The sequence below is a fragment of the Limnoglobus sp. genome, from assembly GCF_059499385.1.
This window is the reverse complement of the sequence record NZ_JCABYM010000051.1, coordinates 46,012-66,651: the sequence shown is the minus strand read 5'-3', so window position 1 is coordinate 66,651 and position 20,640 is coordinate 46,012. Positions and strand designations below refer to the sequence as shown.

17 protein-coding genes are annotated in these 20,640 nt (G+C 74.1%); 13 read left to right on the top strand and 4 right to left on the bottom strand.

All coding sequences use genetic code 11. From position 1 onward, the window contains the following. The first annotated feature begins 32 nt into the window (after positions 1-32). The gene (locus tag AC5JJ2_RS10105) at positions 33-386 is read left to right on the top strand and encodes a hypothetical protein (protein ID WP_495857860.1); all 354 of its coding nucleotides are present in this window, start codon (positions 33-35) and stop codon (positions 384-386) included. A gap of 206 nt (positions 387-592) precedes the next feature. Here the strand turns inward: AC5JJ2_RS10105 and AC5JJ2_RS10100 are convergent, their stop codons facing one another. After that, positions 593-2,035, bottom strand: a complete 1,443-nt coding sequence (locus AC5JJ2_RS10100; RefSeq protein ID WP_495857859.1) for a protein kinase domain-containing protein — start codon at positions 2,033-2,035, stop codon at positions 593-595. Next, the gene (locus AC5JJ2_RS10095) at positions 2,032-2,622 is read right to left on the bottom strand and encodes an ECF-type sigma factor (RefSeq protein WP_495857858.1); all 591 of its coding nucleotides are present in this window, start codon (positions 2,620-2,622) and stop codon (positions 2,032-2,034) included. The genes AC5JJ2_RS10100 and AC5JJ2_RS10095 overlap by 4 nt, the downstream gene beginning before the upstream one ends. 341 nt (positions 2,623-2,963) lie before the next feature. Between AC5JJ2_RS10095 and AC5JJ2_RS10090 the strand changes: the two genes are divergently transcribed. The 12 genes from AC5JJ2_RS10090 (at position 2,964) to AC5JJ2_RS10035 (ending at position 15,333) form a co-directional block, all read left to right on the top strand. Next, positions 2,964-3,191, top strand: a complete 228-nt coding sequence (locus AC5JJ2_RS10090; RefSeq protein WP_495857857.1) for a hypothetical protein — start codon at positions 2,964-2,966, stop codon at positions 3,189-3,191. Between the two features lie 40 nt (positions 3,192-3,231). Beyond that, the gene (locus tag AC5JJ2_RS10085; protein ID WP_495857856.1) at positions 3,232-3,750 is read left to right on the top strand and encodes a DUF2924 domain-containing protein; all 519 of its coding nucleotides are present in this window, start codon (positions 3,232-3,234) and stop codon (positions 3,748-3,750) included. Beyond that, positions 3,747-5,339, top strand: coding sequence for a recombinase family protein (locus AC5JJ2_RS10080; protein WP_495857855.1), 1,593 nt, complete (start codon positions 3,747-3,749; stop codon positions 5,337-5,339). The genes AC5JJ2_RS10085 and AC5JJ2_RS10080 overlap by 4 nt, the downstream gene beginning before the upstream one ends. Then, on the top strand, positions 5,336-5,761 hold the full coding sequence (locus AC5JJ2_RS10075; RefSeq protein ID WP_495857854.1) for a hypothetical protein: 426 nt from the start codon (positions 5,336-5,338) through the stop codon (positions 5,759-5,761). The genes AC5JJ2_RS10080 and AC5JJ2_RS10075 overlap by 4 nt, the downstream gene beginning before the upstream one ends. A gap of 116 nt (positions 5,762-5,877) precedes the next feature. Beyond that, positions 5,878-6,660 carry a hypothetical protein gene (locus tag AC5JJ2_RS10070; protein ID WP_495857853.1) on the top strand — a complete coding sequence of 261 codons (783 nt, stop codon included), beginning with the start codon at positions 5,878-5,880 and terminating at the stop codon, positions 6,658-6,660. Continuing rightward, the gene (locus AC5JJ2_RS10065; RefSeq protein ID WP_495857852.1) at positions 6,653-8,470 is read left to right on the top strand and encodes a winged helix-turn-helix domain-containing protein; all 1,818 of its coding nucleotides are present in this window, start codon (positions 6,653-6,655) and stop codon (positions 8,468-8,470) included. The genes AC5JJ2_RS10070 and AC5JJ2_RS10065 overlap by 8 nt, the downstream gene beginning before the upstream one ends. A 212-nt stretch (positions 8,471-8,682) precedes the next feature. Continuing rightward, on the top strand, positions 8,683-9,009 hold the full coding sequence (locus AC5JJ2_RS10060) for a hypothetical protein (protein WP_495857851.1): 327 nt from the start codon (positions 8,683-8,685) through the stop codon (positions 9,007-9,009). Between the two features lie 76 nt (positions 9,010-9,085). Next, on the top strand, positions 9,086-9,655 hold the full coding sequence (locus tag AC5JJ2_RS10055) for a sigma factor (protein ID WP_495857850.1): 570 nt from the start codon (positions 9,086-9,088) through the stop codon (positions 9,653-9,655). Positions 9,656-9,787: 132 nt separating this feature from the next. Then, the gene (locus AC5JJ2_RS10050; protein ID WP_495857849.1) at positions 9,788-12,517 is read left to right on the top strand and encodes a hypothetical protein; all 2,730 of its coding nucleotides are present in this window, start codon (positions 9,788-9,790) and stop codon (positions 12,515-12,517) included. 579 nt (positions 12,518-13,096) lie between these two features. Continuing rightward, positions 13,097-14,299: a DNA modification methylase gene (locus AC5JJ2_RS10045; protein ID WP_495857848.1), complete on the top strand. Its 1,203-nt coding sequence runs from the start codon at positions 13,097-13,099 to the stop codon at positions 14,297-14,299. A gap of 67 nt (positions 14,300-14,366) precedes the next feature. Beyond that, positions 14,367-14,753 carry a hypothetical protein gene (locus tag AC5JJ2_RS10040; RefSeq protein ID WP_495857847.1) on the top strand — a complete coding sequence of 129 codons (387 nt, stop codon included), beginning with the start codon at positions 14,367-14,369 and terminating at the stop codon, positions 14,751-14,753. Positions 14,754-14,964: 211 nt separating this feature from the next. Further along, positions 14,965-15,333, top strand: coding sequence for a hypothetical protein (locus AC5JJ2_RS10035; RefSeq protein WP_495857846.1), 369 nt, complete (start codon positions 14,965-14,967; stop codon positions 15,331-15,333). 360 nt (positions 15,334-15,693) lie between these two features. Here AC5JJ2_RS10035 and brxL read toward each other — a convergent pair whose 3' ends face one another. Both brxL and AC5JJ2_RS10025 read right to left on the bottom strand, forming a co-directional pair. Next, entirely contained in the window at positions 15,694-18,597 is a 2,904-nt protein-coding gene (gene brxL / locus AC5JJ2_RS10030) for a BREX system Lon protease-like protein BrxL (protein WP_495857845.1), read from the bottom strand. Positions 18,598-18,702: 105 nt separating this feature from the next. Beyond that, positions 18,703-20,589 (bottom strand): tellurite resistance TerB family protein, encoded by a 1,887-nt coding sequence (locus AC5JJ2_RS10025; RefSeq protein ID WP_495857844.1) that lies wholly within the window; start codon positions 20,587-20,589, stop codon positions 18,703-18,705. Between the last annotated feature and the right edge of the window lie 51 nt (positions 20,590-20,640).

The following is a 20,640-nucleotide window of genomic DNA, read 5'->3' as shown; positions in this document are numbered from 1 at the left end:
GCGGCCGAAAACCCGGAACAGGAGACCCGATCATGGCGAACTTCATCACCCGCACCCTAACCGCCTTCTTCGGCAGCGACGCCCAACCGGCCCCGCGGAAGCAAACCAACAAGGTTTCGCTGACCCTGAACACGATGGAAGAGCGGATCACCCCGGCCGGCTTCTCGTTCGATAGCGGCGACATGTCCGACGTCGGCCGGGCGAGCCAGTCCCAGTCGAAAAAGGTCAAGGAGACCACCAAGCGGAATGAGCTGACCCTGCGAGATCTGGAGGCCGGCCGGTACTCCACCCGCTACCGCGAGCGGATCACGGAAGGTTCTGAGAAGGCGACCAAGAACGTCGGCGAAACCAAATGGTCGCCCGACACGAAGTTCACCATCAGCTGACCGCCGCGGGCGACCGAGGGAGGATCAAGACCAGCCGACCCAGGGGTACGGACGACGATCCGTACCCCGCCCCTGTCGATCCCGCGAGGTGCGATCTATTTTTTCGCCGCCGCATTTCGCGACGAGAGGCCGACGCCGGCTCCGACCCGACGAGGATTGTGTACGCCTCACAACTACCGATCCGACCCGTTGATGGCGCGGAACCGCTACGACGCTCCGGCGAACGGCCGGAGGGCCTTTCGGAACGCGGCGACGTCCGGGAACCGGTGCTCCGGTTCGCGGGAAAGGGCCCGATCCACCGCCGTGGCCAACCCCGCCGGCAGGTCGGGCCGCCGTTGGCGGACCGGGACCGGCGGGGCGGTGATGATCAGCACCAGTTGCCGCCCGACGTCCCCCGGCAGGTCGTGCGGGTTCGCCCCGGTGAGCAGGTGGTACAGGGTGGCGGCGGCCGAGTACTGGTCGGCCGAAGGCTTCACCTCCCGGTAGTGCGTCACCTGCTCCGGGGCCATGAACGCCGGGGTGCCGCCGACCTCCCCCTGCATCGTCAGCCCGCTCAGCTGGCTCGCGTCGTACGCCCGCGCCAGCCCGAAGTCGGCTAGCTTGACCACCCGCTTCCCCTTCGCCCCGCCGATCAGCAAGTTCCCCGGCTTCACGTCGCGGTGGACGAACCCCCGGGCGTGGGCGTGCCCGAGGGCTGCGAGGAGCTGGCAGGCGATCCGAACGGCGGTCGGCACGCCCAGCGGTCCCGACCGCCGGACCAACTCCCCGGCGGTCGGGCCGGCGACCAGTTCCATCGCCAGGTAGATCATCCCCCCGGCCTCGCCCACCTCGTGAAACGCCACAATGTTCGGGTGTCGCAGCCGCCGGAGGATGTCCGCCTCCCGGAGGAACCGGTCCACCTGCTTGCGGGTTACCGTGACGGCCGGGATGATGGTTTTGACCGCCACATCGGCCCCGTCTTCAATCCGCGTCGCCCGGTACACCACCCCCATCCCGCCGCGGCCGAGTTCCGGCCCGAACCGGTAGCCGGGTGCCGCCCTCGTCGGCCGGTAGTCGCCATTCGGTTGGGATGGGTCCGGCTTCGACGGCGGGACGGCCGGCAATCGGAGTGTGCCCTGGGCGTCCGGGTCGGGTGGGGGTACGCGGACGCGGAACACCGTGTGCCCGGCCGTGATCTCGTCCCCGTCGGTGACCTCTGCCACCTCAACCCGCGCCCCGTTCACGTGCGTCCCGTTCCGGCTGCTCAAGTCGAGCACCCGCACCCGCGGCGGGTTGACCTCGATCATGAAGTGGCGGCGGGAGAAGTACGGGTCGTCGTAACCGAGACGGAAGTGGGCGTCGTTCGACCGGCCGACGAGGAACGTGTCGTGCCCATCGAACACGTATTCTTTCCCGGCGTGCGGGCCGGCGGTGACGGTCAGCCGGACCCGCGGCGCGTCGGCGTCCGGGGCGGCCCGGCGATACTCGGCGTCGATCCCCGTGAGTAGCCCTCGCAGGACGGGGCGGTCCGCTTCGTCGGCCGCGGCCAAGTATTCGGCCATGTCCGGCGTCCGCCCGGCCCGCCACTCGGCCTCGAACCGGTCGCACACCGCGTCCAGCCGCAGCTGGGCGTCCGGCGGCAGGTCGTCGAACCGCTGCGCGGGGCTCATCGCGGGGCGTCCTGGGTCCAGAGGGAGCGGATGACGGCCAGCTTCCGCTCGACGGTGGCGAGCGACTTGCCGGCCAGCGTGGCCACCTCCTCGTTGGTGTGCCCCTCCAGCTTCCACCCGGCGATCCGCCGCAGTTCCGGGTCGCGGGCGTCCAGCCGGGCGAGCAGCCGCTCGCACTCGTCGGCCACCTCGGCGGCGAACGCCGGGGTCGGGTCCGGGGCCGCCCGGCCGTCGCCGGCCTCGAACACCGAGTCCCCGCGTACCGCCCCGCCGCCGCGCTTCCGGGCTGACTCCCGGTCGGCCAGGGCGAACGCCTTCCGCTCGGTCAGGGTGACGAGGACGGCCCACAGGTCGTCCCGGTCGTCCAGCCGCGGGAACCGGCCCGCCTCGGCCGCCCGGCAGAAGCTGTGGAAGGCGCTCAGGGCCACGTCCTCCTCGTCGGCCGCCCGCCGCACCCGCGCGGCAAGCCGCCCGCGGGCGAGCGACACCAACCGCCCGAAGTACCGGTTCCACAACTCCCGGGCGGCCTCCGGGTCGCCAACCCGCAGGTGTTCCAGCCACACGGTCACGGAGTTCTGTTCGGTCATTAGTGGCGGCCCGAAGGAAATTGGTGTCGAAAGTCGAGTTTATTCCACCCCTCCCGCTGCCGTCCACGGGACCGCCGCGTTCCCTCGGGGAACTCCGGCGTTCGCGCGGACGCGGTACCTTGACAAACGACGAGGACTGGGAGTGGCGTTCGGGGTACGTTGAGCAACCGTGGCCCGGGCGGTCGTCGTTGGCATTCGGGCGCACCACCAGAATCTGATTCCAAACCCGTTTTTTTTCATCATTTCGCACGCCCGCTGCGAAGTAGTTAGGTAGGCGCGTTCGCGCCGTCAGCCGCCGGCCACGAGGTGGAGGTCGCTGGGTCCCCCACCCGGAGGCCCCCGTGCGACCCGACCTCGACCCCGCCACCCTCTCGCCCGACGACCGCCGCGACGAGCTCGCCGCGATCCTCGCCCGCGGCCTCCTGCGGCTCCGCGACCGGGCCGCCCTCGGCCCGCCGCCCGTCACGCCGGGCCACACCTCGCCTTCTGCCACGCAGATAGTCCCGGAATCCCGCGATTCTGACGTTGCTGTCCGCGCGGACACGTGGCTCACTGTCACCACCGGTTAACGGACCGGAGACGACCCCACCCCCGCGAGAGGAGACACGCATGGACCCGACCCCCGCGATCGCGCAGCAGTTGGCGGCCCTGCCCCGGCTGTCGGTCAAGGACCTCCGCGACCGGTACGCCGCGGCGTTCGGCGACCAGACGAACGCCCGGAACAAGGCGTGGCTCGTCAAGCGGATCGCCTGGAAGGTCCAGGCCAACGCCCACGGCGGCCTGACCGAGCGCGCCCGCCAGCGGGCGGCGGAACTCGCCGAGAACGCCGAGCTCCGCGCGACCGTCCCGCCGGCCCCGAAGGGAACCCCGGCGAAGGTCACAGCCGCGGCCGACGGCGATGTGGCGACGCTGCCGTTCCCGGCCGACCGCCGGCTCCCGCCCCCCGGCTCGGTCATCACCCGCGCGTACAAGGGCCAACAGCTCCGGGTCCGGGTGCTCGCGCAGGGGTTCGAGCACGCCGGCCTCGTCTACCCGTCCCTGTCCGCGGTGGCGAAGGCCGTCACCGGCAGCCACTGCAACGGCTACCTGTTCTTCCGCCTCGGCACGGCGAAGGGGGGCGCGAAGTGACCCGCAAGAAGGCCGACGCCCCGCCCGCGACCCTGCCCGTGGTCCGGTGCGCCGTGTACACCCGCAAGTCCTCGGAGGAGGGGCTGGAGCAGGAGTTCAACTCGCTCGACGCCCAGCGGGAGGCCGGCGAAGCCTACGTCCGCTCCCAGGCCGGCGCCGGGTGGGCGTGCCTCGCGGACCGGTACGACGACGGCGGGTTCACCGGCGGGAACACCGACCGCCCGGGGCTGCAACGCCTGATGCGGGACGTCGAGGCCGGGCGGGTGGACTGCGTGGTCGTGTACAAGGTCGACCGGCTGTCCCGCAGCCTGCTCGACTTCGCCGCCCTCATGCGGACGTTCGAGCAGTACAACGTCGGGTTCGTGTCGGTGACGCAGCAGTTCAACACGGCCTCCAGCATGGGCCGGCTGGTGCTCAACGTCCTCCTCAGCTTCGCCCAGTTCGAGCGGGAGATCGTCAGCGAGCGGACGCGGGACAAGATCGCGGCCACCCGGCGGAAGGGGAAGTGGGCCGGCGGGTGGCCGGTCCTCGGGTACGACGTCGACCCGGCCGGGTTCAAGCTCAAGGTCAACGACGCCGAGGCCGACCGGGTGCGGGCCATCTTCGCCCTCTACCTCGAGCACGGCTCCCTGCTCCCCGTCGTGGAGGAGCTCCGGGAGCGGGGGTGGGCGAACAAGCGGTGGGAGCTCCGCAAGGGCGGGTTCCGGGGCGGGAGCGCGTTCACCCGCACCAGCCTGTACCACCTGCTCACCAACCCGGTGTACGTCGGCAAGGTCCGGTACAAGGCCGAGGTCCACGCCGGCGAGCACGCCGCGGTCGTGGACGCCGCGGTCTGGCAGCGGGTGCAGGCGCACCTGGCCCGGAACGGCCGGTCGGGGGCCGGGGGCGGCCGGGCCGGGGCCGGGGACGCCCTGCTCGGCGGCCTGCTCCGGTGCGCCGCGTGCGACGCCGCCATGTCCCCGTCCCACACCACGAAGGGGAGCAAGCGGTACCGGTACTACACGTGCACCGCCGCGGCCCGGAACGGGTGGGCGACGTGCCCGGCGAAGTCCGTCCCGGCCCACGCCATCGAGCCGGTGCTCGTGAACCAGATCCGGGCCGTCGGCCGGGACCCCGCCGTCCGGGCCGCGGTCCTTACCCAGGCGCGGCAACAAGACGAGGCCCGAACGGCGGAGTTGGAGCGGGAGCAGCAGGCGATCGAGACGGACCTGCGGGCGTGGCACGGGGAGATGCGGCACCTGTCGGGCCTGTTCAGGCCGGGGGACGGGAATGAGGCCGTGGTCCGCCGGCTGGCCGAGCTACAGGAGCGGGTCGCCGCCGTCGAGGGCCGGTCCCGCGCGATCCGCGACCAGGTCGCCGCCGCGCAGCGGCAGCTCGTCACCGAGGACGAGGCCGCGGCGGCGCTGTCGCTGTTCGACCCGGTGTGGGAGGCCCTCGCTCCGCGGGAGCAGCGGCGGGTGGTCCGCCTGCTGGTCGAGCGGGTGGAGTACGACGGGCGGCGGGGCAAGGTGGCGGTCCGGTTCCGGCCGGCGGGCGTCCGCACGCTGGCGAGAGAACTGGCGGACGAGCGGGAGGCGCGACGGGCATGAGCGAGGCATCCGTGTTGACGGTGGAGTGCGAAGTGCATGTAGACCGGCGGGGCCGCGGGGCCCGGAAGGAGTTGCTCCCCGGCCCGGACCCGGCCGCCGGGCGGGAGCCGGGCCGGGTGCCGAAGGTCTCGCGGTGGATGGCGCTAGCGATCCGGTGCGAGGAGTTGATCCGCGCGGGCGTCGTCGAGCGGTACGCCGACCTCGCGGAGTTGGGGCAGGTGAGCCGGCCGCGGGTGACGCAGGTCATGGCCCTGCTCAACCTCGCCCCGGACGTCCAGGAGGAGCTCCTGCACCTGCCGCGGGTGACGGCCGGCGGCGACCCGGTCCTGTTGCGGGACCTGCAGCCGATCGCGGCGACGCTCGACTGGGCGCGGCAGCGGAAGATGTGGCGGGAGTTGAGCCGCCGGCGCGAGCCGACCTGAGCCGGCGCGAATTTGTACAAAATATCACTACCGACATCGTGCGGCTCTCGTCCCGTCTTCTAGCATCGCTCCCGGACTTCCCTTCCCGCGACACGCGGCACCGGGGGCGACGGGCGATGGGCCACGCGCGGCTGAAAACCCTTCCGGACACCCGGCCGTGGCGGCGGGTGGTCGGCCACGTCGCCGGCGGGGCGGCCGCCGCCGCGGTCGCCCAGGCCACGACCCAGGCGGCCGCCCGGGCCCTCGCCGACGCCGGCCGCGACCCCGGCGTCGCCCGCGTCGTATTCCTCCTCGCCCGAATCGTCCTCGCCGCCCGCCAGACGCACTTCGCCGCCGCCCTCGAGCACCTGCTGATCCGCGTCCCCGACCCGCCGGCCCTGCCGGACCTCACGGCCGGCGTCTCGCAAGCCCTCCAGGACTGGTACGCCGCGGCCCGCCACGCCCGCACCGACTTCGCCGACCTGGCCGAGCTGGCCGCGAACGAGGCCCTGACCCGGTGTCTGGGCGACCGCGGGGCCACCTTGTTCCCCGGCGGCGACGAGGTCCGGGCCGCCGCCCGCGAGCTGTCCACCCCGCGGGGGTTCTCCGCCCTCGCCCACGAGTTCTTCGCCCGGTTCGCCCAGCGGTTCCTGCACTACCACCTCGACCGCGAGCTGTCGCACCACGTCGGCGGGAACGGCCGGTTCCCCGACCGGGCCGCCCGCCGGGCGTTCGCGGACGACCTGGAGGTGCACTGCCGGGAGGCGGCCGAGATCGTCCGGCGGTACGCCCGCGACTGGTTCTCCAAGGCGAGGTTCGAGCAAGGCGTGACCGAGGCCCAGGCCCGGGCGTTCGCCCGCGTCTGCATGAAAAAGCTGCGGGCCGAGCTGCTCGTGCGGGGGGAGGCCGGGCGTGTCTGACCCCCACCTGGTCGTGTGCGGCGGCCTGCCCGCCCGCCAGGTCCCCCGGCGGCTCGCGGCCGGGGCGGCGGCCCACGCGCTGACCACTATGCCGGGCCCGGGGCGGATCCGGCTCGAGGTCGACCGCCTCGCCGCCCGGCTGAGCTCCTCCCTGCCGGACCACCTGGCCGACCTGCTGGAGGTCGCCGCGTACGTGTACGTCGCCGACCAGGTCGCGTCCCGGGGCGGGACCCGGGCGTTCGACTACGGCGGGCGGTGGCGGCGGCGGATGCGGCTGGCCGTCCCCGTCCGCCGCCCCGACCTCTGGACCCGCCCGGCCGTCCGGGGCGGGCTCGAGGCGGCGCTCGGGTTCCTGGCCGACGAGCCGTGGGAGTTCCACTTCGCCCCGCACCCGGCCCCGCCCCCGCCCGACCGGTACCTCACCGACCAAGTCCGCCTGGCCCCCGGGGAGGAGTTCGACGAGGTCGTCCTGTTCTCCGGCGGCCTCGACTCCCTGGGCGGGGCGGTCGACGAGGCCCTCGTCGGCCACCGCCGGGTCGTGCTCGTCAGCCACCGGCCCCAGAACAACGCGTACGCCCGGCAGCGGGCCCTCGCCGACGCCGTCACGGCCCGGGTGCCCCAGCCCGACCTGCGGCCGTTCCACGTCGCCGTGGCCGTCAACCGCGGCCGGGCGGCCGTCGACGACTACACGCAGCGGACCCGGTCGTTCCTGTTCGCGGCCGTGGCCGCGATCGCCGCCCAGCTCGTCGGCCGGGACCGCGTCCGGTTCTACGAGAACGGCGTCACCGGCCTGAACCTCCCGGTCAGCGGGGAGCTGGTCGGGGCGCTCGCGTCCCGGACCACCCACCCGCAGACGCTCGCCCGGTTCGCCGCGTTCTTCTCCGCCCTGTTCGACCGGCCGTTCGCCGTCCAGAACCCGTACCAGTGGCTGACGAAGGCCGACGTGCTCGCCCGGCTGAAGGCCCACGGGCACGCCGACCTGTGCGCGATGACGAGCAGCTGCGTCCACACCCGCGCGCTGACCGGGGGGTTCACGCACTGCGGCCGGTGCACGCAGTGCGTCGACCGCCGGCTGGCGGCGCTCGCCGCCGGGCTGTCGGACGCCGAGGACCCGGCCGCCGGGTACCGGTCGGACGTGGTCACGGGGGAGCGGGCCGGGGCCGAGCTGACGCTCGCCGAGCGGTACACCGGGTTCGCGGAGGAGTTCGTGGGGCTGCCGACGGCGGCCGCGTTCGCGGCCCGGTACCCGGAGGTCAGCCGGGCACTGCCGTACGCCGGCGGGGCGGCCGGGCTCGGGCGGTTGTTCGACCTGTACGGCCGGCACGCGGCGGGCGTCCGGGCCGCCGTCCGCGGGGCCGTCGCCGCCCACGCCGACCGGATCGCCCGCCAGGCGTTCCCGGCGAACTCGCTGCTGGGCGTCGTCGTCGGCCGGGTCGAGCCGGCCGGCGGGGCGACGGCGGTCCGCCGGGACGGGGCGGCCGGCCCGCCGGCCGGCGAGTTCGCCGTCCACCCGGACCGGTTCGCGGCCGCCCACGGCGGCCGGGAGTGCTTCCTCGGGAACACGATGGAGTTCCGCGTCCTGCGGCTCTTGTGGGACCGGCGGAAGGGGTACGTCCCGGTCGCCGACCTGATGGCGTCCGTGTGGGACGGCCGGCGCGTCGAGAAGAACACCGTCCAGCGGACGGTCAGTAACCTCCGCCGCAAGCTCCGGGACGCGGGCCTGCACGGCGTCGGGATCGACGGCGACCAGGCCGACCACTACCGGGTCGTGCTGGCCGCCCCGGCCGCCGAGCCCGTCGCCCCGGCCTAATCATCGCCTTCCCCTCCCGCCGCCCCTCATCATCCCGCCCGACGCGGCGGCGGGCGGCACGGCGGGAAGTTTCAGCGGCTTTTCAGCGACACCTCCAACGGCATTTCAGCGGCCCCCGCCATACTTCTCCCACGCGACCGGGCCCGTGCCCGCGCCGCCGGCGGGGCCGGGGACATCTCCCCGGCGTTCGCCCCGACCCGGAGACCCGACCCATGCCCCAGACCGTCGACAAGGCGAGCCTCTCGCCCGCCCGCCGCGCGCTCCTGGAACTGTTCCAGCGGTTCAACTTCGGCACCCTGTACGCCCTGCCGGTCCGCGGCGGGGAGCCGGTCCTCGACCCGCCGCCCCGGCTCGTCCGGCAGGTCAAGCACGCGGCCGAGAACGGCCCGCGGCCGGAGCTCCACGCCCCGGCGTTCCGACTCAAGCAGCAGTGGGTCGAGCTGTTCGCCCTCCTCGACGCGATCGGCGACGGGGTGGTCGAGAGCATCGAGTTCAAGAACGGAATCCCGTTCATGACGCTGGTCGAGGCCCGGGCGTAGGCCGGGGCGGAAGTCTTCGACGTCGATTCATTCACCCTCTGGTAAGAGAGACTGGCCGCGAAGCGGAGGCGTTGACGTGGTTCGTTCGTTCCAGTCGGTTCCCACTTCCCCCGGCCGGGTCCCGCCGGCCGCCGTGCCCGGCCATCCCCTGTCCGCCTCCACGTTCGCCCACGCCCGCGTCCGCGGGGCGGTCGCGCGGGCCCGCATCCAGCCCGCCGACCGCGACGACCTGGCCCAGGACCTGTACCTCCGGCTCGTCCGGGCCGGGCGGCGGTTCGACCCCCGGGTCGGCCCGGCCGAGGCGTTCGTCACGGCCGTCGTCGCGCGGGGCGTCGTCGACGCCCGGCGGCGGCGGGGCACCCGAAAGGCCCGGGCCGGGCCGCAAGCGTCCGGCCGCGACGGGCTCGGGCCGGACGCCGCCGACCCGCGCGACCCGCGCGACCCGATCGCCCGGCTGCACCTCGCGCTGGACGTGGCGGCCGTGCTCGCCGGGCTGCCGGCCGCCCTCCGGGCCCTGGCCGCCGACCTCTCGCAAGGGACGCTCGCCGCCGCGGCGCGGTCCCGGGGCGTCCCCCGGGCCGCCCTCGCCCGCGACGTCCGCGCCCTCCGCGCCGCGTTCGAGCGGCACAAGATCCACAATTCGTGACCCTTTTCCCGCCAGAACGCGGGCCGACTGCGAAGTAGTTAGGTGGACGATCACGTGCCGGCGCCGCGGGCGAGGGCGTGGTGGCGAACCGGCGGCGCGGGCCGCCCCGGACCATCACCCCGAGGTGCCCCCGTGGCCGACCCCCGACTGCCCTTGCCCGCGATCGACCTCGCCCCGCCCGCCCGCACCCTCGACGAGGCGGCCGCCGTCGCCCTCGTGGCCGGGTGGTGCCGGGCCCTGTTCGCCCCCGACCAGGTGGTCGAGGTCCGGGCCCTCGACGTCCCGAACGGCAACTACCCGCCGGCCGCCCACACCGGGTTCTTCATGGCCGGAGACGGGGCCGGCCTCGCGAAGGCCGCCCTCGACGCCCCGGCGGGGGCGACCGGGGTGTACGCCACCCTGAACCCGCTCGCCCCGGCCCTCCACGCCCGCCGCCGCGACCGGCTGCAGCGGGCCGGCAAGGGGGACGCCTCCACCGACGCGGACGTCCTCGCCCGCCGGTGGCTGCTGGTCGACGTCGACCCCCGGCGGCCGGGCAAGGTGTCCGCCACCGACGCCGAGAAGGCGGCCGCCGGGGACGTGGCGCTCGCCGCCCGGGAGGACCTGCACGCCCGGGGGTGGCCCGAGCCGGTGGTGGCGGACAGCGGGAACGGCTACCACCTGCTGTACCGGGTCGACCTGCCGGCCGACGACGGCGGCCTCGTCCGCCGGGCCCTCGCCGCCCTCGCCCGCCGGTTCGACACGCCGGCGGCCGCGGTCGACCCGGCGGTGTTCAACCCCGGGCGGCTGGGGAAGGTCCCGGGGACGTTGGCTCGCAAGGGGGACCACACGGCCGATCGGCCGCACCGCCGGGCCCGCCTCCTGGCCGTCCCGGACCACCTGGAGGTCGTCCCGCGGGAATTGATCGAGGTTCTCGCCGCGGAGGCCACCCCGGTCGCGGCCCCGGCGGCGGTCGCGCGGCCCGCCGGGCGGTCGCGCGGGACCGGCCGGGGCGGCCGCGGCCGCACGGCGGGGCGGCTGGACGTGGCCGCGTGGCTGGCCGCCCGCGGCGTCGGGTTCCGGGTCAAGGACGGTGCCGCGGCCGGCGGCCGCACGGTGTACGTTCTCGCCCGCTGCCCGTTCGACCCGGCCCACGCCGACCCGGACGCGTGCGTCATGCAGGCCCCGGACGGGAAGATGTCCGCCCACTGCTTCCACGCGTCCTGCGTCCACCGCACGTGGCAGGCGTTCAAGGCCGCCATCGGCCCGCCGGACGCCGGCCACTTCCACCCCGCGGAACCCCCCGCCCCGCCCCCGCCGGACGCCGGCCTGGACGGGACCTCGCCTGACGGGGGGCCCCGCCGGATCGTCGTCAACGGCCGCCAGCTCCCCGACGTCACGGCCGCCGCCCTCGCCGCCCTCGCGGACGTCAACGACCCGCCCGCCCTGTTCCGGTTCGGCGGGGCCCTCGCCCGCGTCCGCCCCGCGGACGACGACGGCCCGGCCCGGGCCGAGCCGCTCGCCCGGGACGCCCTCCGCGGCGTCCTCGCCCGCTCGGCCTGCTGGGTCGAGGTCCACGCCACCGCCGCCGGGCCGGAGGACCTCGACGTCGCCCCGCCGCTGGACGTCGTCCGGGACGTCGCCGCCCTCCCGGCGTGGCCGAACGTCCCGCCCCTCCGCGGCGTCGTCGCGGCCCCGGCGTTCGACGCCGCCGGCCGGCTCGTCGCCGCCCCCGGGTACGACCCGCCGTCCGGCCTGTGGCTCGCGCCGGCCCCGGGCCTCGACGTCCCCCCGGTCCCGGCCGAGCCGACCGACGCGGACGTCGCCGCCGCCCGCGGCCTCATCGTCGACGACCTGCTCGGCGACTTCCCGTTCGCCGACCAAGCGAGCCGGGCCCACGCCGTCGCCTGCCTCGTCCTCCCGTTCGCCCGGGCCCTGGTCGACGGCCCCACCCCGCTGCACCTGATCGACGCCCCGACGGAGGGGACCGGCAAGACGCTCCTGGCCAAGGCCGTCCTGTGGGTCGCCCTCGGCCGGGACGCCCCGCCCGTCCCGGAGGCCGAGAGCGACGCCGAGTGGCGGAAGCGAATCACGGCCGAGCTCGTCGAGGGCGGCCCGGTCCTGTTCCTCGACAACCTCAACCGCCCGCTCGACGCCGGCAGCCTCGCGGCGGCGTTGACGACCGAGACGTGGTCGGATCGGCTGCTCGGGCTGTCGAAGATGGTCCGGGTGCGGAACCGGGCGGTGTGGGTCGGGACCGGGAACAACGTCGCCCTGTCCCGGGAGCTCGCCCGCCGCACCCTCCTGTGCCGGCTCGACGCCGGGGTCGAGCGGCCGGCCGAGCGGGCCGGGTTCCGCCACCCCCGCCTCCTCGCGTGGGTGAAGGGCAACCGCGGCCGCCTCGTCGGGGCCGTGCTGACGCTGGTCCGGGCGTGGCTCGCCCGCGGCCGGCCGGCGGGCACCCAGGCGATGGGCATGTACGAGGCGTGGGCCGAGGTCGTGGGCGGCATCTTGGGCGTGGCCGGCGTCCACGGGCTGCTCGGCAACCGGGCGGCCTTCCGCGAGGCCCAGGCGGCGGCCGACGACTGGCCGGCGTTCCTGCACGCGTGGCGGGCCGCGCACGGCGACCGGGCCGTCGGCGTCGCCGACCTGTACCGGCTGGCGGCCGGCAAGGCGCTGCTCGACGCCGTCCTCGGCGACGGCGGGGAGCGGAGCCAGCGGACCCGGCTCGGGGCGGCCCTCAAGAAGTGGGCGGACCGCGTCCAGGGCGGGGTCCGCGTCCGGGCCGCCGGCCGCGACCACAGCGGGCGGCAGCTGTTCCGCCTCGAGCCGGCGGAGCCGGCCGCGACCGCCGAGCCGGCGGCGGCGGCGATCGGCGTGTAGCCGGCCCGACCCTGACCGGCCCGGCCCTCACGTCTCACCCGGGCCGCCCCCCATTGCAGACCTTTCGCAGACCTTCCGCAGACCTCGGGGACGAGGTATGCGGGGCGAAATCCCTTGGATTCAAGGCTTTTCATGCCCGGACCGCATACCTTGCAGACCTTCGGGCGGTCCCCGCTCCCGCGTGCGGGCGCGTGTGCGCGTGCGTGCGGGTGAAATAAGGCTGAGCCAAAGGTCTGCAAGGTATGCGGTCCGGGCCCGAAGCCGTTGAGGGATAACGACTTGGTCGCCGCATACCTTTCGCCCGAGGTATGCAAAGGTCTGCAAAGGTATGCGGCGGGGCGGTCGGCGTGGCCATCGAGGCCGATCCCGATCGCCCCACGCCGGCGTCTTCGGACGGCTGACGGGCGTGAACCCGACAATTTCCCGAAATTTCCGCGACACGACGGCCGGCGGCCGCGAAGTATTACTGGTAGCAGCCCGCGGTACGCCTTCGGCGTGGCCGTGCGGCGGGCGGAGAACGTCCCGGCATCGCCGGCCGGGCGGACGGACAGCACCCTGCTCCCTCCGAGGTCCCCGCCCGTGCGCGTCGAACTCCGACCCCTCTCGTTGGTCACCCCCTACCCCGACAACCCCCGCGACAACGCCCCCGCCGTCGAGGCGGTCGCGCGGTCGATCCACGCGTTCGGCTGGCGCGTCCCGATCGTCGTGGACCGCGACAACGTCATCGTCTGCGGCCACACCCGGTACAAGGCGGCGGTGAAGCTCGGCTTGGCCGAGGTTCCCGTCCACGTCGCCGCCGACCTCACCCCGGCCCAGGCGAAGGCGTACCGGCTGGCGGACAACCAGACGGCCGCCCTGGCCACCTGGGACGACGACAAGCTGACCGCCGAGCTGCTCGCGCTCCAGGGCCTCGACGTCGACCTGGCCCTCACCGGGTTCTCCGCCGACGAGCTCGCCGACCTCCTGAAATCGGACGCCCCGGCCGTGGTCGGCGACCCCGACGCCGTGCCCGACCCGCCCACCGACCCGGTCACCCGCCCCGGCGACGTGTGGGTCCTCGGCCGCCACCGCCTCGTGTGCGGCGACGCCACCCGCCCGGACCACCTCGCCCTCGCCCTGGCCGGCCGCCCGGCCGACCTCCTGCTCACCGACCCGCCGTACAACGTCGCCTACGCGGGGAAGACGGCCGACCGGCTGACGATCGCCAACGACGCCATGCCCACGGCCGACTACCGCCGGTTCCTCGCCGCCGCCCTCGCCGCAGCGAAGGGGGCGCTCCTACCGGGGGCGGCGTTCTACCTGTGGCACGCCGACCTCGAGGGGCTCGCGGTCCGCGCCGCCTGCCAGGACGCCGGGCTGCGGGTCCGGCAGTGCCTGGTGTGGGTCAAGTCGGCGTTCGCGCTGGGGCACTTCGACTACCACTGGCGGCACGAGCCGTGCCTCTACGGCTGGGTCGAGGGGGCCGCGCACACCTGGCTGTCCGACCGGAGCCAGTCCACCGTGCTGGAGTTCGACCGGCCCACGTCCAACGACGTCCACCCGACGATGAAGCCGGTCGGGCTGTTCGCGTACCTGGTCGGCAACTCGTGCCCGGCCGGCGGGGTCGTCCTCGACCCGTTCGCCGGCAGCGGCACGACCCTCGCCGCCGCCGAGCAGGCCGGGCGGGCGGCGTGCCTGGTCGAGCTCGACCCGCGGTACTGCGACGCCATCGCCGCCCGGTACGAGCACCTCACCGGGAAGGCGGGCGAGCGGGTCCCGGCCCCGGACGCCGCCGCGGCCTGACCGCCGAGGCCGGAAAAACCCGCCACGAGCGCCCACGAGCGCCCACCTTGCCCCCGGAGGCCCGACGATGGCGGCCCACGCCGGCCGGACGACGGCCAACGACGCCCTGCTGCTCGCCCTCGCGTGCGGGGCCACCCACGACGCGGCCGCCGCCCGGGCCGGGGTCGGGGTGACCACCGTCCGCCGCCGGCTGGCCGACCCGGCGTTCGTCCGCCGGCTCCGGCAAACGCAGGCGGACATGCTCGGGCGGGCCGCCGGGGCGATGGCGGCGGCCGCCACCGAGGCGGTGCGGACGCTCCTGGACCTGCAGAAGCCTTCCGTCCCGCCGGCCACCCGGCTCGGGGCCGCCCGGGCCGTGCTCGAGCTCGGGCTGCGGGTCCGGGAGGCCGTCGACCTGGAGGCCCGGATCGCCGCCCTGGAGGCGCAGGTGGACGCGGACGGGGGACGCCCGTGACGCTGGCCCGCCGGCTCAAGGCGGTGGAGGCGGCCCGGCCACGGTGCGCGGGGGGCCCGACCCGGCTGGTGGACGCGGGCGCGCCGCCCGAGCCGGATGATCGGTGCCCGGGGTGCGGCGGGCGGCACGTGCTGGAGGTCGAGGAGGTCGTCGTTGGCCCCGCGGCCGATCCGGCGAACGTGGACGACCGACGCACGCCGGGGGCGATGCCATGAGCGCGGTCGCGCGGGTGCGGCGGCTGGAGGCCCGGGTCGGCCCGCCGCCCGCCGTCGAGCTGGCCGGGCTGAGCGACCCGGAGTGGCTGGCCGCGTTCGCACGGGCCGCGGCCGAGGGGTTCTTCGCCCGCGAGCCGGAGTTCCCCGCGGCCATCGCCGCGTACCGGGCCGCCGTGGCGGCCGCCGAGCGGATCGCGCCGGACGTGGACCCGCCGCGGGATTACGCCCCGAACAACCCGCGGCGGGTGCCGGTGCTATTCACGTGGCGGCTGGACCCGCGGTTCGACGCCGTGTGGGACGCGTTCGAGCGGGTCGCCCGGATCGCCCGCCGGGCCGGCGGCCGCGACGACGGGGGCGACGCATGACGGCGCGGGCACAACGGGTCGGGCGGCTGGAGCGGGCGGCGGCGGCGCAGGCCCACCCCGCGGACGATCCCCCACGGGTGGTGTTCGTCGTGGCGGCCGGGCCGGGGGACGTGCCGGGCCGGTGGGTCCGCGCCGACGGGGCGGTCGTGGAAGTCGTGTACGACCCGGCCGGGCCGGAGCCCGAGATCGATTTCCCGGGCCGCCCGCTAGTCATCTCCGGGATGGGCGACCCGTTCGCAGAGGCGTCGGGGCGGCCGGGCCTACGGTTCATACCGGACGCAACTCGTCCCGGCCGCGTGCGGGCGGAGGTCGGGTGCCGATCGGCCGGTGATCACGGCCGTTTGGCACCCGGGCCGCGGCCTACGTGAGCGCCAGGGCCAGGGCCTCGCTGGCGGTGGCCACCGGCCGTACTTCGACGGCCGCCCGCAGGTCCTCCGGGAGCTGGTCGATCACGCCCGCGTTCGCGGCCGGGATCACCACGACCGTGCGGCCGGCTTTCGCCGCGGCCGCGACCTTGTGCGGCAGCCCGCCGACGGGCCCGACCTCGCCGTGCAACGCCACCTCCACGCTGAACGCCATCCCCGGCCGGATCGGCCGGTTCGTCAGCGCCGACACCATCCCGACCAGGAACGCCAGCCCGGCCGACGGGCCGTCCTTCGGCTCCGCGATCTTCACCAGGTGGACGGCCAGCGCCTGCGTCTTCAGCCGTTGTTCCGGGATGTTCAGCTCGCGGCAGTTCGCCCGGATCAGGTTGTAGACGGCCTGGATCGAGTCCTTGAGAACCCGCCCGTGCAGACCGGTGACGGTGACGCCGCTGCCGCCGTTGATCGCGGACACCTGGATCAGGATCGTGTCCCCGCCGTACTCCCGGTCGCCGCTCGTCAGGACGGCCAAGCCGGTCACCGCCCCGACGACGGCGTCCGTGTTCAACCGGTCGGCCGCCCGCGCGCCGGTCCGCGGCCGCAAGTCCTCGGCCTCGTGCGCGGCCACGGCGGACGGCGCGATCAGCTTCGACTTGAACTCGCCCGGCGCGAGGGCGCACAACTGTTGGTGAACCCGCTGCCGGAGCTCGCTGGCGAACGTGACGATCTCGAGCAACTCGTCCGGCGTCCAGTTCCCGTCCGGGTGGACGAGCTTCAGCAGCCCGGACGCCAGCCGCTCCACGGCCGTCTGGTCGCGGCGGGTCAGCCCGGCGTGCATCGGCACGGCCCGCACGGCGTCGCCGAACGTCTCCTCCCGGAGTCGGACGAGCACTTCGCCGAAATAGTCGGTCACGAACCCGACGCCGGTGGCCACCGACCCCGGCGCGATCTTCGGCACCTCCCAGCCGGGGACGTAGCCGTGCATCCGGTCGTGGAACGCGCTGTCGATGATCGCCTCCGGCAGCGGTTCGAGCAGGTGCGCGTACTTCGGGTGCGGCCGGTCCCCTTCTACGTCCAAGTTCCCGGCGAACACGAGGCCGGCGTCGGACGCGAACCCGAGCGACCCGCGGCTGAAGTGCCCGCTCTCCATGTAGTCCTTGAGCGTCGAGAGCGTGTCGTCCCCCTGGCCGAACGTCGTGTGCGCGATCTCGTCGAACACGACGACCTTCCGCGTGCCGAGGATGCCGATCTGCCGCGTGGACAGGTTGACGAACAGGTTCGCCGGCGTCGTCTTGCCGCCGGACACGGTGAACACGCGGGGGGACAGGTTCCGCAGCAGGAACGTCTTGCCGGTCTGCCGCGGGCCGAGTTCGATCAGGTTCACGTTCCGCTCGACGAGCGGGACCATGCGGGCGAACAGCAGCAGCCGGGTCCGCCGGTTCGGGAAGGCGTTGGCCGCGTACCCGGCCGACTGGAGCACGAGGCCGCACCACTCGTCGGTGGTGAACCGCCCCCGCGCCGCCTTGAACGCGGCCACGTCCGGCGGGCCGACCTGGAACGGGGTGAACGCGGCCAGCTCGTTCGGGGCGGCCGCGTCCGTCTCCGGCGAGTACTTCACCTTCACCGTGCCCCACAGCCCGCCGAGCAGGAGGCCGGGGTGCTGTTCCGTGATCGTCGCCGGGACGCGGACGTTGTTGTCCGCGAGCGCCGGAACCCGCGCCCACCGCTGGCCGCCGCGGAGGTCGATGCGGACCTCCACGTTGTCGATGAGCGCGACCTCGCCGCGGGAGAGGAGCTTCTCCTTGAGCAGCTCGCGGTGTTCGAGGTCCGGGAGGAGGTCCTTGATCTTGGTCTGGATGTTGGCGAGGTCGGCCTTCCAGGTGTCCGGCTTGACGTACTTGGCGATGAGGTACTCGGACACGTACCGCGGCAGCCGGTGGAACGCGGACGACGCGGCGAGCGACTTGATGACGACCTTCTCGCCGAGCAGGGCGTGCGCCTTCCGATCGAGGTCCGTCAGCGGGTGGTCGGCGAACAACGCGGACGGCGTCTTGTACTCGGACTTCGCCGCGGGCTTCGGGTCCGGCTTCGGCTCGACGCGCACCCGCTGCAAGTCTTGCGACAGCTCGGCCGCACTCGGGTAGCGGTCTTCGGGTTTCTTCTGCAAGCACTTCGCAACGACGGTCGCGAGGTCCGCGGGCACTTCCTCGTTCAACACCTTAAGGGGCGTGGGTTCGTCGAAGAAGATTTTCTTGAAGAGTTCCTGGCGGGAATCCGACTCGAACGGGTGTTGCCGGGTCAGGCATTCGTACATGATGACGCCGAACGACCACACATCCGACTGCGGGCCGGCGTGCTTCGCCTGGCCGTTCGCCTGCTCGGGCGACATGTAGTACGGCGTGCCCAGGGCGATGTTCGTCTGGGTGAGGTCCACATCGTCCCGCTTGGCAAGGCCGAAGTCCGTCACCTTCGCGTCGCCGCCGTCGGAGAAGAGGATGTTGTCTGGCTTCAAGTCGCGGTGGACGACGCCCTTCGCGTGAACCGCCGCCATCGCCGCCGCGACCTGCCTCAACACCCGCAGCGTCTCGCCGAGGTCCACCACGGCCGCGGCCTTCAACCGTACCGCCAACGACCCGTTGCCCAGGTACTCCATCACCAGGCACGGCATGCCATTGACTTCCTGATAGTCGAAGACCTCCACGATGTTCGGGTGGCGGACGTTTGCGACCGTTCGAGCTTCCGCGAAGAACCGATCCAGGCTGCTCTGCTTGTCGAGGTGTTCGGCGGGGATGACTTTGATCGCAACGGTCCGGCCCAACCGCTTGTGCCGGGCCTTGTAGACGGCCCCCATGCCGCCCTGCCCGATCTTCTCTAGCAGCTCGTAGTCCGGCAACGACGGCAACCCCGCCCCAGCGGAGAAGGACGGCCGCGACGGTGGCGGAACGGCGGCGGGTTCGGGTGATGGATTCTCGTCCGTCATGGCCGGTACTCAGCGGGTGTGCGTCGGTCAGCCGAAAATGTCGTCGAGGAGTTCGTTCGGCCGGATGTCGGCCGAGGGAGGAGGGGCGGCGGGCGGGTCGAGCGGCACGCCGAAGGGCGCTATCAGCGATTCCGCGGCGGCGCGCAGGTCGGCCCGCTTCTTCTCGACCATCGCGACGAACTCCGGGCCGAAGTCCCTCGCCTTCGCGGGGTCGACCTTCTCGAACAGCAGCGTGAACCGGCGGCGGATCAACTCGACCGACAGTTCGACGCCGGGCTCGATCTCCAACAGCTTCCGCGGGTCCGGCGGTCGAAGTTGCGGCGGTTCCACCGGGGGCTTTGGAGCGGCCGGCGCGGAGGCGGCTGCGGGCGTGTACGCGGCGGACGATTGCACCCGCGGGGGCGGTGCCGCAGCCGAGACGATCTTGGGCGAGGGTTGAACATCTAACGCGACCGCGACCCGCTCCAACAAATCTTCTTCCTGTCGGTTCCGCTTCCCGCATGCGTCCGCAATCCTCTCGGCCGCGAGATAGATGCGCCGCCGCTCGTTCGGCGACGTGCGTCGGACGACTTCGGCGACGGCCACCGGTTCCGCCGGGATCGCCTTCTCGACGGTCTCGATCACCGGGTCGAGGTGGCGGGCCAGCACCGGGTCGTGGCCGAACAGCGTGGCGAGGAACTCGCGGACGGCGGCCCGCTCGGCCTTCGCGATCCGGCCGTCCGCCTTCGCGACCATCAGGCCGAACCCGGCCAGCGCCCGCAGCTTCGGCAACTCCGGGTGCTCGGCCGCCGGGGCCGGCGCGGGGGCCGACGACTTCAACGCGTCGGCGAAGAGGTCGGTCGGTTGACCCGACGACGGCAGTGCACGGCCGGGCGGCTTGGCCGACATCCGCGGCGGGGGCACGGGCGCGGCTGTCGACGGCCGAACGGCAACGGGGGCGTTCGCTGGCACGGGTACGGGCGGCGGGACCGGCGTCGCGACGGGCAGCGGCTTGACGACCGGCAACGGGGCCGGCTTCGCCGGCGGGGTGATCGTGCTCACGGCCCCGCACCGCGGGCACGTCACCCGGTACTGCGGCCGCGGCCGGGACGACGTGACCTGCAGCCGCGCGTCGCAGGCCGCGCACTGCACCGTCACGTTCAGCGCGGTCGGGGACTCGGGCGACATCTTCGCGGGGTTGGAGTGGGGCGGCAGCAGCACGACGCGAACGTCATTATCCACGTCCGTCGCGGCCGGGCCAGCGCGTTCTTCCGGGTCGCGGCGGGCGACCGGCGGGGCGACGTCGGCGTACCCGGGGTAGCGGCCGTCGTGCCAGAAGAAGTTCCAGAGCGTGATCCGCTTCGCGACGGCGACTTGCGGCCCCAACTCGCGGAGGTCGGCCGTCAGTTCCTTCAGCCGCCGCTCGCGGTCCTCGTCCTCCTCCCGCTCCCGCCGCCGGACCCGGTCGCGGTGGTCGCGGAACTCGAGGCCCTTCGCGCAGTCGCCGCCCTCGAACCGCCGCCGGGCGTCCGCCACGAGTTCCCGGACGGCCGCGCGGAGGTCGGCGCTCTTCGACGGCCCGATGCCGGGCAACCGGTGGAACGGGTAGTCGATCAGGTCGGCGAGCGTCCGCAGCCCGGCCTGCCGCAGCCGGTCCACCGTGCCGGGGCCGATGCCGGTGAACTGCGCCACGGCATCGACCCCGACCGTCCGCAGGTGTTCGGCGAAATACTTCTCGCGGAGCGCGTCGAGGTCCGTCCGCCGCCCCCCGTCCTTCGCCGCGCGGTACGCCCGGCGGAGGGCGGCCTCGCGGCCGAGAACATCGTTCCGCCAGCGGTACGCCTCGGTCCGGCGGAACTTCCGGTAGTAGTGGACCGCCACCCCCAAGGCGTACGCCAGCGGTACGACCACGACGGCGAGGAACACGATCCACACGGGCGGCGACCTCCGACGGTGGGTACAGATTACCCGATACTCGCGGTCGTG